The following is a 14,972-nucleotide window of genomic DNA, read 5'->3' as shown; positions in this document are numbered from 1 at the left end:
CTGTCTTGCCACTTCGATGTTGAAGATGATCTGCATGGCTGCAACGCTGGGCGTTGCGGCAAGTTCGCCGGCACTGGCCGACGAACTGGAATTTCAAGGACGCCGGGCCCAAGCGCAGGCATTGGACGACGGCAGCTTCGTGTTGCGCTGGCCGCAGGGCGAACGCCGCATTGCGGCACAACCGATGCGCACGCACACCGCCAGCCCGCTGTTCGACGCCTTGTTCGCGCTGGCACAGCAGGAAATGGCCGACGACCGCGTCGAGGCGATCCGCGACCCCGCCTTCAACGATGGCAAGCCGGTGCCGTGCGCCTGCTTCGAAACCGGCGAACGCTGGCCTTACGTCTGGACGCGCGATGTCAGCTTTGCGGCCGATCTTGCGTTGGCGCAGCTGGAGCCGGAGCGCACGCGCAATGCACTGCGCTTCAAGCTCTCGGCCGCACGCGATGGGCGCACGCCGGGACTGTTCGTGGCGCAGGACACCGGCTCCGGCGGCAGTTGGCCGATCAGCAGCGACCGAGTGGTGTGGTTCCTTGCCGCCCGTGGCTTGCTGGACGACAAGCCGTTTGCCGAAGAGGTGTGGCAGGCGCTACGGGCAACGATCGCGCAGGACCGCGATGCCGTGTTCGATGCGCAGATCGGTCTCTACCGCGGCGAAACCTCGTTCCTAGATTGGCGAGAACAGACCTACCCGGACTGGACGCGCGAGGACGTGCGATTCATTGCCGAATCCTTTGCGCTCTCCACCAACGTGCTGCATTACCAGGCGTTGCGGCTGGCCGAACAGTTGGCGCGCCAGCAGGGCGATGCACGCGCTGTGCAATATGCGCAGTGGGCCGATGCACTCCGCCAGGCCATCGATAGGCGTTTCTGGGATGCGCGCAGCAGCCAATACGTCAGCTATCTCGGCAGCGCAGCGCATCCGGTGCGCTACGCCAAGGTGGATCTGCTCGGCCTCTCGCTGGGCGTACTGGCCGATGTGTTTCCGCCGCAGCGGGCGCGCCTTGCGCTGCGCAATTACCCGATGGTTGCGGGCGGCAGCCCGGTGGTGTGGCCGCAAGAGGCCGCGCAGCCGATCTACCACAACCGCGCTGTCTGGCCGTTCGTCAGTGCCTATGCGCTACGCGCTGCACGCACGCTGGACGATGCGCCACGCATCGCGTTGGAGCTGCAATCGCTGATGCGCAGCAGCGCGCTGGCGGGCTCGAACATGGAAAACTACGAGATGCAGCGCCTTGCGGTGCACGTGGAAGAGGGCGCGCGCAGTGGCCCGGTGGTGAACTCGCCACGCCAGCTGTGGTCGGTGGCGGGCTACCTGTCTGCAGTGCAGGAGGGTGTGTTCGGGCTGTCGGCCGATGGCAAGCTACAACCGAAGTTGCCGCGGTCCTTGCTGCCCCTGTTGTTTGGCGACGCCAAGCAGATCGTGCTGGAACAGGGCGCACGACGGTACGTGCTGCAGCGCCCGGCGAACGATGCCGGCGAGTTGCTGGTGGCAGGACGCAGCGAACGGCAGGGGCAGACCACGCTGGTGCAGTTGGTTGGGCACAATGCCGACCTGACGCCGCCGCCGCGACCGAAGCAGGTCTTCGCACCGCAGATGCCACCGGCGCCGGTCGCGCAACAGATCGGCAACACGTATCGCATCGATATTCCGGAAGGAACAACGCTGTATCTGGACGGCCGCGCACTCGATGCCAGCGCGCACTGGGATCTCCCCGACGATGGCGTGCTGCATGTGCTCAGCCTGACCCGGCGGCGCGATGGTCTGGAGTCGCTGCATAGCCCGTCGTTGACGCTCGGCCCACTGCAGCAGTTGCCGGGCAGCCAGCGCTGGAGCTGGCGTCCGGCACATGCAGGCGTGCATCGGGTATCGCTGCGTTACCGCAATGACAATGGCCCGATCAATACCGGGATCACGGCAGCGGTGAAACACCTGGTGCTGGAGTGCCCGGGGAAACCCGCACAATCGCAGGTCATCGTGATGCCGCATAGCGTAGGCGAGCAGCTCTCCACACAAGTGACTTTCGATGCGGTGGCGGGGCAGGCCTGTACGTTCCGGCTCGAGAACGGCTTCAATATGAGCGCATTGGCGCACTTTGCGCAGTACAACGGCGGCCGCGGCGGCCGTGATGGTGTGGTCAATGCGGCGCAGGTCAGTGCGTTGTTGGTCGGGCCTGCAGCACGCGTGGAGGCCGCGCCATGAACGCCAAGCCACGCTTGAATTTCTGGCAGATCTGGAACATGTGCTTCGGCTTTCTCGGCATCCAGTTCGGCTTCGCACTGCAGAACGCCAATGCCAGCCGTATCTTCCAGACCCTGGGCGCGCAGGTCGACGACGTGCCAGGCCTGTGGATCGCTGCACCGCTCACCGGCCTGATCGTGCAGCCGGTCATCGGTTACCTGTCCGATCGCACCTGGACCCCGTGGGGCCGCCGGCGTCCGTACTTCATGGTGGGCGCTGTCTTCACCACGCTGGCCTTGCTGGTGATGCCCAACGCGCCGATGCTCTGGGTGGCCGCCGGGACGCTGTGGGTGCTGGATGCATCGATCAACATCTCGATGGAGCCTTTCCGTGCGCTGGTGGGTGACCAATTACCGCCGTCGCAACGGCCGACCGGCTACGCGATGCAGAGTTTCTTCATTGGCATCGGCGCGATCGTCGCGAGTTTTCTGCCCTGGCTGCTGACCCATTGGGGCATTGCCAACACCGCGCCGCCAGGCCAGTTGCCCGACAGCGTGCGCTACGCGTTCTACCTTGGCGCGGCGGTATTGTTCCTGTCGATCACCTGGACGGTGCTGCGCACGCGCGAGTACAGCCCAGAGCAGTTGGCCGGTTTTGACGATGCGCATCCGCCTCTCGCACAGGTGGCACGCACCGGCATGGCGCCGACACCCATGGCAAGCGTGCTGTGGTGCGGTCTGGGCGTGCTGCTCGCCACGGCCATCGCCTGGCAGCACGGCGACCGCATGCTGTACGTGCTGGCCGGGTTGTGTCTTGCCTACGGCGTGTTGCTTGCCTTGGCCCGCATGTTGCCCGCCACCAGCATGTTGGTGGCGATCGTGCAGGACGTGCGCAGCATGCCGATGACGATGCGTCGCCTGGCCTGGGTGCAGTTCTTCTCGTGGTTTGCCTTGTTTGCGATGTGGATCTACACCACTGCCGCAGTGACGCAAGTGCATTTCGGTGCGAACGACACCGCTTCGGCGGCCTACAACGATGGCGCAAACTGGGTCGGCGTGTTGTTCGGCGCCTATAACGGGTTTGCTGCATTGGCTGCAGTGGTGATTCCGCTGCTGGTGCGTGCGGTCGGCTTGCGCTGGGGCCATCTGTGCAACCTGTGGCTGGGTGCCGCCGGATTGTTGTCGATGCTGGTCATCCGCGACCCGCAGTGGTTGCTGCTGTCGATGGTGGGGGTCGGTTTCGCCTGGGCCTCGATCCTGTCGCTGCCGTATGCCTTGCTGTCAGACAGTGTGCCTGCTCCAAAGATGGGCGTGTACATGGGCATCTTCAATTTCTTCATCGTGATTCCGCAGTTGGTCGCCGCCAGCGCGCTGGGCTTTGTGCTGCGCGTGTGGCTGGGCGGGCAGCCGATCTATGCATTGGCCATTGGCGGGCTCAGCCTGTTGATTGCAGGCGTGTGCGTGGTGCGGGTTCCAGTGGCCTCGGGAGGGCAGTGATGCGCAGTGCGATGTATGTGGCGTTGACGATGTACGCAGGCGCGGCAATGGCGGCGCCTGCAGCCAAGGACTACTACGGCACCCTGGAGCCGTTTGCCGCCGAGGCGGTGTACTTCGTGGTGACCGACCGCTTCGTCAACGGCGATACCGGCAACGACCATCGCGATCAGGGTGGTGCGCATCGCACCTTCGATGTGCCCACACCATGCGCCGATGGCAGCGAGGACAACATCGGCTATCTCGGTGGCGACTTCAAAGGCATCGTCGAGCATGCCGATTACATCCGCGACCTGGGCTTCGGGGCGGTGTGGATCACCCCGATCGTCGACAACCCCGACGAAGCGTTCACCGGCGGCAAGCCGATCACCTGCGGCAGCACGCTCAGCGACCATGGCAAGACCGGCTATCACGGCTATTGGGGCGTCAACTTCTACAAGCTCGATGAACATCTGCCCAGCCCGGGCCTGGATTTCGCCGGCTTTACCCGCGCCATGCATGCCAGCAAGCTGAAGGTCGTATTGGACATCGTGGGCAACCACGGTTCGCCGGCCTACACCATGCCGCAGGCGCAACCCGGCTTCGGCAAACTCTACGATGCACAGGGGCGCCTGGTCGCCGACCACCAGAATCTCGCGCCTGCGCAACTGGATCCGCAGCACAACCCATTGCATGCCTTCTACAACACCGGCGGCGGCCTGGCGGAATTGTCCGACCTCAACGAAAACAATCCGGCGGTGCTGGATTATTTGGCCGGCGCGTACCTGCAGTGGATGGAGCAGGGCGCCGATGCGTTTCGCATCGATACCATCGGCTGGATGCCGGATCGCTTCTGGCATGCCTTCGTGGCGCGCATTCGTGAAAAACGTCCGGGTTTTTTCATGTTCGGCGAAGCCTTCGATTACGACACCAACAAGATCGCCGGGCATACCTGGACGCGCAATGCCGGCGTCAGCGTGCTGGATTTCCCGCTCAAGCAGCAGCTTGCCGCGGTATTCGGTCATGAACAGGCCGGCTTCGAAAAACTCGCCGTGCCCTTGTTCCTGCGTCAAGGGCCCTATGCGAACCCCTACGAGTTGATGAGCTTCTACGACAACCACGACATGGCGCGTCTGGATGCCAGCGATGCCGGGTTTATCGATGCACACAACTGGTTGTTCACCGCCCGCGGCATTCCGGTGATCTATTACGGCTCGGAAATCGGCTTCATGCGTGGGCGTGCCGAACATGCCGGCAATCGCAACTACTTCGGCGTCGAGCGCATTCGCACTGCACAGCAGAGCCCGATCTTCGGCCCGCTGCAACGCATCGCCCAGGTGCGTCGCAACACCCCGGCATTGCAGCGTGGCGTGCAGGTCGATGTGCGGTTACACGGCGATCAAGCCGCGTTCCTGCGCGTCTATCAGCATGCAGGTACAACCCAGACCGCATTGGTGCTGCTCAACAAGGCCGATACCGCAGCCACCATTCAAGTGACGCGCTTCCTGCAGCCTGGCGCGTGGCGCGATGCGGTCAGTGGCGAGCAGTTGCAGGTGCAGCGTGGTTTCGCAACAGCGGTGCCGGCGCACGGCGTGCGCGTGTTGCTGTCGGATGCGCCGATCACCGACCCGGCCCTGCGCAAGCAGCTCGACCTGCAAATGGCCGAGCAGGCTGCACGCGACGCGCGCAACAGGTAGGCGCGCACCTGGGCGCGATCAGGCATTGCCGCTAACGCCCGTCGCGCCCGGTTGCGCTCTTGCGCCGCACGCAGCGGGTCGCGAGATCTCGCGACCCAACCGGCGCGCTATCCCGAATCCTGAATCAGCGCCTGACCGTCCCATCCGACGCTCGACCCGTCATCGCATCGCCGGTCTCTGCGCCAGACGGCGCCCATCCCAGTGGCGGCTGCAGCCCGCTGCTGCGCGAGGAATCGCGTAGCGCCAGACGCACCGGAATCGTGCGACTCTGCGCGGCCTCGCCACGAATCAGGGCGACCAGGCTCTCCACCAACAATGTGCCGGCCTGCTTGGTGTCCTGCTGCACGGTCGACAGCGCGGGCGCCACCGACGCCGCCAACGCAATATCGTCGAAGCCGCTGACCGCCACGTCCTGCGGCACCCGCAGGCCGCGCTCGCGCAGGGCGCGCATTGCACCGATCGCAATCAGATCGCTGGCTGCGCACACCGCATCGAACGCATTGCCGCTCTCCAGCAGTGCCAGGCATGCGGTGTAGCCGGACAACTCGGTGGTGATCGCATCGAACTGCAGTGACGGGTCGGCTACCAGGCCATGCTGCGCCAGCGCAGCGGCATGGCCGCGGTAACGCTCTTCGAATTCGGGGTAGTGGTTGGACGCGTGTCCGACGAACGCGATCCGCCGGCAGCCCTGCGCCAGCAGATGGTCGGTAATGTCCAGCCCGCCCTGGTAATTGTCGCTGCCGATCGAAATGCCGGGCTGGCCGGGCAGGGCCGCGCCCCAGCGCACGAAGTGGGTGCCTTGCTCGACCAGCAGCTGCAGCCGCTGGCGCGATTCCTGATAGTCGCCATAGCCCAGCAGGATGATGCCGTCGGCCTTGTTGCTGTCTTCGTAATCGGCCTGCCAATCCTTGGACAACTGCTGGAACGACACCAGCAGGTCGTAGCCCTGCAGCGCGCAGGCGCGGGTGATCGAGCCCAGCATCGAGTGGAAGAACGGGTTGATAAGCGAGTCGTCGGCAGTGGGGTCTTCGAAGAACAGCAGTGCCAGCGTGCCGGCATTGCGCAGCCTTAGCGAGGAGGCGTTCTTGTCGACCTTGTAGTTCAGCTCGCGGGCGATGCGCAGGATGCGCTTGCGGGTTTCCTCGTTGACCATCGGGCTGCCGCGCAGTGCGCGCGACACGGTCGGCTGCGACACGCCGGCCAGGTAGGCGATATCCAGCGAGGTGGCTTTACCCTTGATGGTCATGGTCGGCAACGGCAGGACAGGTGGCCGGCATCATGCCATGCGCCCGCCAGCGCCGCGCCGCCGTACGCAGCGGACGGCTGATTGGTTTACCATTCACGCCCAAGACCCCCTGCGAGAAGGTGGCCCGCGCCCCGCGCCGGCCCAGCGTGCGACATGAGCACTACCACCGCCCACCGCTGATCCTTGCCTGCGCCAGCGCGCAGAGCGCCTGCATGGCGCTGTCTTGCCTCTCGTCCCGCATTTCCCTCCGAGCCTGACCAGCGATGGCCAGATCTCCCATGGCAGCCGACCGCTGCAGCCAGACCAGACCTCATTCTTGCCCATGATCAACATCACGCTCCCCGACGGCAGCCGCCGCGAATTCGAATCCCCCGTCTCGGTCATGCAGGTCGCCCAGTCGATCGGCGCCGGCCTGGCCAAGGCCACCATCGCCGGCCAGGTCGACGGCCAGCTGGTCGATGCCAGCGACGTCATCGACCATGACGCCAGCCTGCGCATCATCACCGCCAAGGACGCCGAAGGCGTGGAGATCATCCGACACTCCTGCGCGCATCTGGTCGGGCATGCGGTCAAGCAGCTGTACCCGGAGGTCAAGATGGTGATCGGCCCGGTCATCGCCGAAGGCTTCTATTACGACATCTACAGCGAACGCCCGTTCACGCCGGACGACATGGCCGCGATCGAGCAGCGCATGCAGGAATTGATCGCGCAGGACTACGACGTGATCAAGAAGGTCACCCCGCGCGCCGAGGTGATCGAGGTCTTCGCCCAGCGCGGCGAAGAGTACAAGCTGCGCCTGATCGAGGACATGTCCGAGGACATCACCGCGATGGGCCTGTACTACCACCAGGAATACGTGGACATGTGCCGCGGCCCGCACGTGCCCAACACGCGCTTCCTCAAGGCCTTCAAGCTGACCCGCATCTCCGGCGCCTACTGGCGCGGCGATGCCAAGAACGAGCAACTACAGCGCATCTACGGCACCGCCTGGGCCGACAAGAAACAGCTGGATGCCTACATCCTGCGCATGGAAGAAGCCGACAAGCGCGACCATCGCCGCATCGGCAAGGCGCAGGACCTGTTCCACCTGCAGGAAGAAGCGCCCGGCTTGGTGTTCTGGCACCCCAAGGGCTGGTCGCTGTGGCAGGTGGTCGAGCAGTACATGCGCAAGGTCTACCGCGACAGCGGCTACGGCGAAGTGCGCTGCCCGCAGATGCTGGACGTGTCGCTGTGGCAGAAATCCGGCCACTGGGACAATTACCAGGACGCGATGTTCTTCACCGAGTCGGAGAAGCGCACCTACGCGGTCAAGCCGATGAACTGCCCCGGCCACGTGCAGGTGTTCAACCAGGGCCTGCACAGCTACCGCGACCTGCCGATCCGCTACGGCGAGTTCGGCGCCTGCCACCGCAACGAGCCTTCCGGCGCGCTGCACGGCATCCTGCGCGTGCGCGGCTTCACCCAGGACGACGGGCACGTGTTCTGCCTGGAATCGCAGATCGAATCCGAAGTCACCGCCTTCCACCAGCAGGCGCTGGCGGTCTATACCGCGTTCGGCTTCGACGACATCCAGATCAAGATCGCGCTGCGCCCGGAAAAGCGCCTGGGCGACGATGCCACCTGGGACAAGGCCGAAGCTGCGCTGCGCAGTGCGCTGGGCGTGTGCGGGGTGGAGTGGCAGGAGTTGCCGGGCGAGGGCGCCTTCTACGGCCCCAAGATCGAGTACCACCTCAAGGACGCCATCGGCCGAACCTGGCAGCTGGGCACCATGCAGGTCGACTTCATGATGCCGGGCCGCCTCGGCGCCGAGTACGTGGACGAGAACAGCCAGAAGAAGCATCCGGTCATGCTGCACCGGGCCATCGTCGGCTCGATGGAGCGTTTCATCGGCATTTTGATCGAACATCACGCCGGTGCCTTCCCGTCCTGGCTGGCCCCGGTGCAGGTCGTTGTCGCCAACATCACCGATGCTCAGGCTGAATATGTCGACTCGGTGCGGAAAACCCTTGCAAATCAAGGCTTCCGTGTCAGCGCAGATTTGCGTAACGAGAAGATCGGTTATAAGATTCGCGAGCATACGCTGCAACGCGTGCCATATCTGCTCGTGGTCGGCGACCGCGAGAAGGAAAATGGCGCTGTCGCCGTGCGGACCCGTTCAGGCGAGGACCTTGGGACCATGACGGTCTCGGCCTTCATCGAACGTCTGCAGGCAGAGCAGGCAGCGTGAGCCAACCCCGGCCGGTCTGGATGATCCGGATGCGCCGGTTCGATTCCTCTGGGAGATTGCAATATCAGTACCCCTGACAACAAACAGAACCGCAAGAACCAAGAAATCCGTGTGCCGCGCGTTCGCGTGATCGGCAGTGACGGAGAGATGGTCGGCGTGTTGTCGCGCGACGAAGCGCTCGCCAAGGCCGAAGAAGAAGGCCTGGATCTGGTCGAAATCCAGCCGCAGGCCGATCCGCCGGTCTGCAAGATCATGGATTTCGGCAAGTTCAAGTTCGAGCAGCAGAAAAAGGCCAACGAGGCCAAGAAGAAGACCAAGCAGGTCGAGATCAAGGAACTCAAGTTCCGCCCGGTCACCGACGAGGGCGACTACCAGATCAAGCTGCGCAACATGCGCCGTTTCCTGGAAGAGGGCGACAAGGTCAAGGTCAACATCCGCTTCCGTGGCCGTGAAATGAGCCATCAGGAGCTGGGCCGCGAGATGGCGGCGCGGATCGAGGCCGATCTGGGCGACGACATCGTCATCGAGTCGCGTCCGCGCCTGGAAGGGCGCCAGATGGTCATGATGATCGCGCCCAAGAAGAAGGTCTGAGGATCCGATTCGGCACTGCAACGGGCCCGACAGGTCTGTTGCAGTGCAAGCTCCACGATTTGCAACAATTCCCGGCAACGGGTAGACTGCGCGGCCCGGTTTTATCGGGGCGCCGCGCAAGCGGCACCAGGACCTGTCCGGATCGTGTTCGATCAAGGACTTACAAGCAGGCAAGGGCAAGGATGGAAAGCGTGGTCGCAAGACTGCCGCCCGTGTCAGTGACAAAACACCATCAAGGACATTGCAATGCCCAAGATCAAGACCAACCGGGCGGCGGCCAAGCGTTTCCGCAAGACCGCCTCCGGCAAGTACAAGTGCGGCCACGCAAACCGTAGCCACATCCTCACGAAGAAAGCGACCAAGCGGAAGCGCAACCTGCGGCAGACGAACCACGTCCGTGCCGAGGACGCAGGCCGTCTCGATCGTATGCTTCCCTATCTCTGAGGACTGAACCATGGCACGAGTAAAGCGTGGTGTGCAGGCGCGCCGCCGCCACAAGAAAATTCTGACCCTGGCGAAGGGCTACTACAACGCTCGCCGCAAGGTCTTCCGCGTTGCCAAGCAGGCGGTCATCAAGGCGCAGCAGTACGCCTACATTGGCCGTAAGCAGAAGAAGCGTAATTTCCGTTCGCTGTGGATCACCCGCATCAATGCGGCTGCCCGCATCAACGGCTTGAGCTACAGCCGTTTCATGAATGGCCTGCTCAAGGCTGGCATCACCCTGGACCGTAAGGTACTGGCCGATATCGCCGTGCACGACGCCGCCGGTTTTGCCGCGCTGGCCGAGAAGGCAAAGGGCGCGCTGGCGGCGTAAATGCAGGTCCCTCTGCAAGAGCCCGCACATCCATGTGCGGACTTTTGACAGAAGCGAGTCATCGTCAGTAGTCACACCTCGGTGCGGATGCTTTCGATGCGTGAAACGCAAAGATGCAGGGGGAAGGGCGCGAGTCCTTCCCCTTTTGCGTTTTAGCGAAGTCGCCAAGTGGGCGATGACAGGTCAATGCAGTGACAATGCGTTCCGGTGTATCCGGAAACACCGTTCGGCTAGCAGTTGAGGCGCAAGTGCAATGAGTGAGATTCAATCCCTGACCGAGCGCGCGCTGGCCGATGTTGCCGCGGCGCAGACGCCGGACCAACTGGAAGCCTTGCGTGTTGCATTGCTGGGCAAGAGCGGCAGCATCACTGCCCAGCTCAAGCAGCTCGGGACGTTGCCGGCAGAGCAACGCAAGGCGGCTGGCGAGGCGATCAACCTGTCGCGCGACGCGCTGACTGCAGCGCTGGCCGAGCGCAAGCACACGCTGGAAACCGCCGCGCTGGATGCCCGTCTTGCCGGTGAACGCATCGACGTCACCTTGCCGGGGCGTCGAAGCGAACGCGGCGGTCTGCACCCGGTGACACGCACGCTGGAGCGCATCGTCGAAATCTTCGCGCGGCTCGGCTACGAGCTGTCGGACGGCCCGGAGATCGAGGACGACTGGCACAACTTCGAAGCCCTGAACTTTCCGCCGCACCATCCGGCGCGCGCGATGCACGACACGTTCTATTTCGGCGACGGACGCCTGCTGCGCACACATACTTCAGGCGTGCAGGTGCGTTACATGGACGCGCACAAACCGCCGCTGCGCATGATCGCGGCCGGCAAGGTGTACCGCTCCGATTCGGATCAGACCCACTCGCCGATGTTCCATCAGGTCGAAGGCCTGTTGGTGGACGAGCATTCCAATTTCGCCGACCTCAAGGGCACCTTGTCCGAGTTCGTGCGTGCGTTCTTCGAGCGCGATTTCGAAATGCGCTTCCGCCCCAGCTATTTCCCGTTCGTGGAGCCTGGCGCGGAAGTGGATATCGCCTGGCAGCAGCCCGACGGCAGCACGCGCTGGCTGGAAGTGCTGGGCTGCGGCATGGTGCACCCGAATGTGCTGCGCAGCGTCGGCATCGACCCTGAGCGCTACACCGGCTTCGCCTTCGGCCTGGGCGTGGAGCGCTTCGCGATGCTGCGCTATGGCGTCAACGACCTGCGCGCGTTCTTCGAGAACGATGTGCGTTTTCTTCGGCAGTTTGCTTGACGGCGGGGAGTCGGGAATTGGGAATCGGGAATCGCAAGAGCCATTGGCTCCATCGGTCCGGTTCCGAAGGCCCGGCAACCCTGCTCTTGCGATTCCCCATTCCCAATTCTCGATTCCCGGCCTCTCATGAAATTCTCTGAAAATTGGCTGCGCAGCCACGTTCCGATCCAGGCCACGCGCGATGAACTGGCCGCGACGCTGACGGCGATCGGTCTGGAAGTCGAAGAAGTCACGCCGCTGGGCGAGTCGCTTGGTCAGGTGGTGGTGGCGCGTATCGTCGAAGCGGTGCGTCATCCCGAAGCCGATCGTCTGCAGGTTTGCAGCGTCGATGCCGGGCAGGGCGAGTTGCTGCAGATCGTGTGTGGCGCGCCGAATGCGCGTGCGGGTCTGGTGGCGCCGTTGGCGCTGGTCGGTGCGAAGATCGGCGAGCTGACGATCACTGCGGCCAAGCTGCGCGGTGTGGCGTCCAACGGCATGTTGTGTTCGGCCAAGGAGCTCGGACTGGACAGCGATGCGTCGGGTCTGTTCGAGTTGCCCGACGATGCGCCGGTGGGGCAGGCGCTGGCCGAGTATCTGGGGCTGCCCGATGCCAGCATCGAGATCAAGCTCACGCCCAACCGTGCCGATTGCTTCAGCGTACGCGGCATCGCCTTCGACGTGGCCGCCGCGTGCGCCAGCGAAGTGGTGGCGTTCGACGCCGGCATGGTGGCGCCGGTGTCCACGCGCACGCTGGCAGTGGAACTGGACGCCGGTAAGGATGCGCCGCGCTATTGCGGTCGTGTGATCGAAGGAATCGACCCGTCCGCCAAGACGCCGGTGTGGCTGGCCGAGCGGCTGCGCCGCAGCGGCGTGCGTCCGGTGTCGTTGCTGGTGGACATCACCCAGTACGTGATGCTGGAGCTGGGCCAGCCGATGCACGCGTTCGACCTAGACACGCTGCAAGGCCCGATCGGCGTGCGCCATTCGCGCAGCGGTGAGCAGCTAGCGTTGCTGGACGGGCGCCAGGTCACGTTGGACGAGAGTTTTCTGACCATCACCGATGCCGGGCGTCCGGTTGCATTGGCCGGCTTGATGGGCGGGCTGGACACACGCGTCACCGACACCACCCGCAATGTGTTCCTGGAGTCGGCGTACTTCGCCCCTGCGGCCATCATGGGCCGTGGCCGCAAACTCGGCCTGCATACCGATGCCGGGCACCGTTTCGAGCGTGGCGTGGATCCGGCATTGCCGCCGCAGGCAATTGAAGTGGCGACACGCCTGGTGCTGGAACTGGCCGGCGGTACGCCTGGCCCGGTGGTGCATGCGCAGCTGCCGGAGCATCTGCCGCAGCCGGCGCGCATCCGCTTGCGCCGTGCGCGCATTGCACGCGTGCTCGGTATCCAGATCGACGATGCCGACGTCGTGCGCATGCTGCGGGCGCTCGGCATGCACGTCGAGGCGGTTGCCGAAGGCTGGGAAGTGATGGCCCCGAGCCGTCGCTTCGACATCGCCATCGAAGAAGATCTCATTGAAGAGCTGGCGCGTATCCACGGGTACGACCGGGTGCCGACCACGCTGCCTGGTGGCGCCAGTCGCATCGCGATGCCGAGCGAAACCCAGCTGGACGAGCTCAGCGTGCGGCGCCAGCTGGTGGCGCGCGAGCTGCAGGAAACCATCAATTACGCCTTCGTCGATGCGGCCTTGCTGGAGCGTTGGCAGCTTACCGAAGGCCTGGTGCCGCTGGCCAACCCGCTCAGTGCGGAGTTGGCGATCATGCGTCCGCGCCTGTTGCCGGGCCTGGTCGCCACGTTGGGCCGCAATGCTGCACGCCAGGCTGGGCGGGTGCGTTTGTTCGAGCTGGGCAAGGTGTTCGCAGCTGCGGCCGATGCCGGTGCGGCACCCGGAGAGTCGCAGCACGTTGCCGCGGCGGTGTGCGGCGATGCGCTGGCGCTGCAGTGGGGCGAGCCAGCGCGCAAGGTGGATTTCCACGATTTGAAGGGCGACTTGATGGCGCTGGCTGCGGCCAGCGGCGCGCAGCTGGAGTTCCAGCCGTCGACGCAGCCGTTCGGACACCCGGGTCGGTCGGCCGATATCTATCGCGACGGCGTCTGTATCGGCTGGATCGGGCAGGTACATCCGCGTCTGGCCAAGGCGCTGGACATCGACGTGGACGTGATCGCGTTCGAGTTGCAGCTGATGCCCTTGGTCCAGCGGGCCCTGCCGCGCGCCGGCGAGCTGTCGCGGTTCCCCTCGGTGCGCCGCGATCTGGCCTTCCTGGTGTCCGACGAGGTGAGCTGGGCGGCAGTGTCGGCCAGCGTGCGCACCACGGTCGGGCCATTGTTGCGTGAGGTGCAATTGTTCGACCGCTATGTCGGGCAGGGGGTCGAGCCAGGTTTCAAGAGTCTGGCTATGGGCTTGATTTTGCAGGATAACTCGCGCACTCTCACCGACCGGGACGTCGATGCGGTCGTCACCGACGTGGTGGCCGTGATCGAGCGCGAGCATCGCGCCCGGATCCGGAGTTGAGGCGGTAACCAGGGGATTGGCATGGCATTGACGAAAGCGGAGATGGCCGAACGTCTGTTCGACGAGGTCGGTCTGAACAAGCGTGAGGCAAAGGAATTTGTCGACGCGTTCTTCGATGTGCTGCGCGATGCGCTGGAGCAGGGCCGTCAGGTGAAGCTGTCGGGTTTCGGCAACTTCGATCTGCGGCGAAAGAACCAACGGCCCGGTCGCAATCCCAAGACCGGCGAAGAAATTCCGATCTCGGCACGGACGGTGGTGACGTTCCGCCCTGGCCAAAAACTCAAGGAACGGGTGGAGGCTTATGCTGGATCCGGGCAGTAATCGCGAGCTACCGCCGATCCCGGCCAAGCGCTATTTCACCATTGGTGAGGTCAGCGAGCTATGCGACGTCAAGCCGCATGTGCTGCGCTATTGGGAAACCGAGTTTCCCAGCCTGGAGCCGGTCAAGCGGCGCGGGAACCGGCGCTACTACCAGCGCCATGACGTGCTGATGGTGCGTCAGATCCGCGGGTTGCTGTACGAACAGGGCTATACCATCGGCGGTGCGCGCTTGCGTCTGGAGGGCGATGGCGCCAAGAGCGAGTCGGCGCTGAGCAATCAGATCATCAAGCAGGTGCGGATGGAGCTGGAAGAAGTCCTGCAACTGCTGCGCCGCTAGGAAAACGTTTCACAAAGCCGCTATAATCGCAGGCCGCCCTCGCGGCGGAGCGCAGCATCTTCGGGGTATAGCGCAGCCTGGTAGCGCACTAGTCTGGGGGACTAGTGGTCGTCGGTTCGAATCCGGCTACCCCGACCAAACAACGAGCCCATGACGTCAGGTCATGGGCTTTTTTGTTGCGTCGCAACATTGCATTTTTGTGTCCGCGACGGCCTGGGCGAATACGCATATCGGCATATCGCGATGCAGCATGAACGGCGCACTAGCGCCGGCTTTTTGCGGTCCGGTTCGCTATGGACTTGGATCACGCAATGGTGCTAAGTGTCCGAAA

General features: G+C 64.1%; 12 protein-coding genes and 1 tRNA gene. 12 read left to right on the top strand and 1 reads right to left on the bottom strand.

Annotated elements, in window-relative coordinates; all coding sequences use genetic code 11:
• The first annotated feature begins 16 nt into the window (after window positions 1–16).
• The 3 genes from AC1POX_RS13745 to AC1POX_RS13735 are packed head-to-tail and all read left to right on the top strand — an operon-like array spanning window position 17 to window position 5,351.
• Window positions 17–2,203, top strand: a complete 2,187-nt coding sequence (locus AC1POX_RS13745) for a glucosidase family protein (protein ID WP_372356285.1) — start codon at window positions 17–19, stop codon at window positions 2,201–2,203.
• Window positions 2,200–3,678 (top strand): MFS transporter, encoded by a 1,479-nt coding sequence (locus tag AC1POX_RS13740; protein WP_008574586.1) that lies wholly within the window; start codon window positions 2,200–2,202, stop codon window positions 3,676–3,678. The genes AC1POX_RS13745 and AC1POX_RS13740 overlap by 4 nt, the downstream gene beginning before the upstream one ends.
• A gap of 47 nt (window positions 3,679–3,725) precedes the next feature.
• Window positions 3,726–5,351, top strand: coding sequence for an alpha-amylase family glycosyl hydrolase (locus tag AC1POX_RS13735; protein ID WP_065627558.1), 1,626 nt, complete (start codon window positions 3,726–3,728; stop codon window positions 5,349–5,351).
• A gap of 124 nt (window positions 5,352–5,475) precedes the next feature.
• On the opposite strand, the gene AC1POX_RS13730 is transcribed toward AC1POX_RS13735, so the two are convergent.
• Window positions 5,476–6,597, bottom strand: a complete 1,122-nt coding sequence (locus AC1POX_RS13730; protein ID WP_277573959.1) for a LacI family DNA-binding transcriptional regulator — start codon at window positions 6,595–6,597, stop codon at window positions 5,476–5,478.
• 322 nt (window positions 6,598–6,919) lie between these two features.
• On the opposite strand from AC1POX_RS13730, the gene thrS reads away from it, so the two are divergent.
• From thrS to AC1POX_RS13685, 9 genes are all read left to right on the top strand, one after another.
• Window positions 6,920–8,824 carry a threonine--tRNA ligase gene (gene thrS / locus AC1POX_RS13725; protein WP_372356284.1) on the top strand — a complete coding sequence of 635 codons (1,905 nt, stop codon included), beginning with the start codon at window positions 6,920–6,922 and terminating at the stop codon, window positions 8,822–8,824.
• A 48-nt stretch (window positions 8,825–8,872) separates the two neighbouring features.
• Complete coding sequence (gene infC, locus AC1POX_RS13720) at window positions 8,873–9,415, top strand: translation initiation factor IF-3 (RefSeq protein WP_077708941.1); 543 nt, start codon at window positions 8,873–8,875, stop codon at window positions 9,413–9,415.
• A gap of 246 nt (window positions 9,416–9,661) precedes the next feature.
• The gene (rpmI, locus tag AC1POX_RS13715) at window positions 9,662–9,859 is read left to right on the top strand and encodes a 50S ribosomal protein L35 (protein WP_002811096.1); all 198 of its coding nucleotides are present in this window, start codon (window positions 9,662–9,664) and stop codon (window positions 9,857–9,859) included.
• A gap of 10 nt (window positions 9,860–9,869) precedes the next feature.
• The gene (gene rplT, locus AC1POX_RS13710) at window positions 9,870–10,229 is read left to right on the top strand and encodes a 50S ribosomal protein L20 (protein WP_003484828.1); all 360 of its coding nucleotides are present in this window, start codon (window positions 9,870–9,872) and stop codon (window positions 10,227–10,229) included.
• Window positions 10,230–10,482: 253 nt separating this feature from the next.
• Window positions 10,483–11,478, top strand: a complete 996-nt coding sequence (gene pheS, locus AC1POX_RS13705; RefSeq protein ID WP_008574581.1) for a phenylalanine--tRNA ligase subunit alpha — start codon at window positions 10,483–10,485, stop codon at window positions 11,476–11,478.
• Between the two features lie 126 nt (window positions 11,479–11,604).
• Window positions 11,605–13,983 (top strand): phenylalanine--tRNA ligase subunit beta, encoded by a 2,379-nt coding sequence (gene pheT, locus AC1POX_RS13700; protein WP_372170277.1) that lies wholly within the window; start codon window positions 11,605–11,607, stop codon window positions 13,981–13,983.
• Window positions 13,984–14,004: 21 nt separating this feature from the next.
• Window positions 14,005–14,304: an integration host factor subunit alpha gene (locus AC1POX_RS13695; protein WP_002811076.1), complete on the top strand. Its 300-nt coding sequence runs from the start codon at window positions 14,005–14,007 to the stop codon at window positions 14,302–14,304.
• Window positions 14,285–14,641, top strand: a complete 357-nt coding sequence (locus AC1POX_RS13690; RefSeq protein WP_005995911.1) for a MerR family transcriptional regulator — start codon at window positions 14,285–14,287, stop codon at window positions 14,639–14,641. The genes AC1POX_RS13695 and AC1POX_RS13690 overlap by 20 nt, the downstream gene beginning before the upstream one ends.
• A 61-nt stretch (window positions 14,642–14,702) precedes the next feature.
• Window positions 14,703–14,779 (top strand) — tRNA-Pro (locus AC1POX_RS13685).
• Window positions 14,780–14,972: the final 193 nt, after the last annotated feature.

The sequence above is a fragment of the Xanthomonas sp. NCPPB 3442 genome (genome assembly GCF_056725145.1).
The sequence above is the reverse complement of the archived record's forward strand: the minus strand, read 5'-3'. Positions and strand labels throughout refer to the sequence as shown.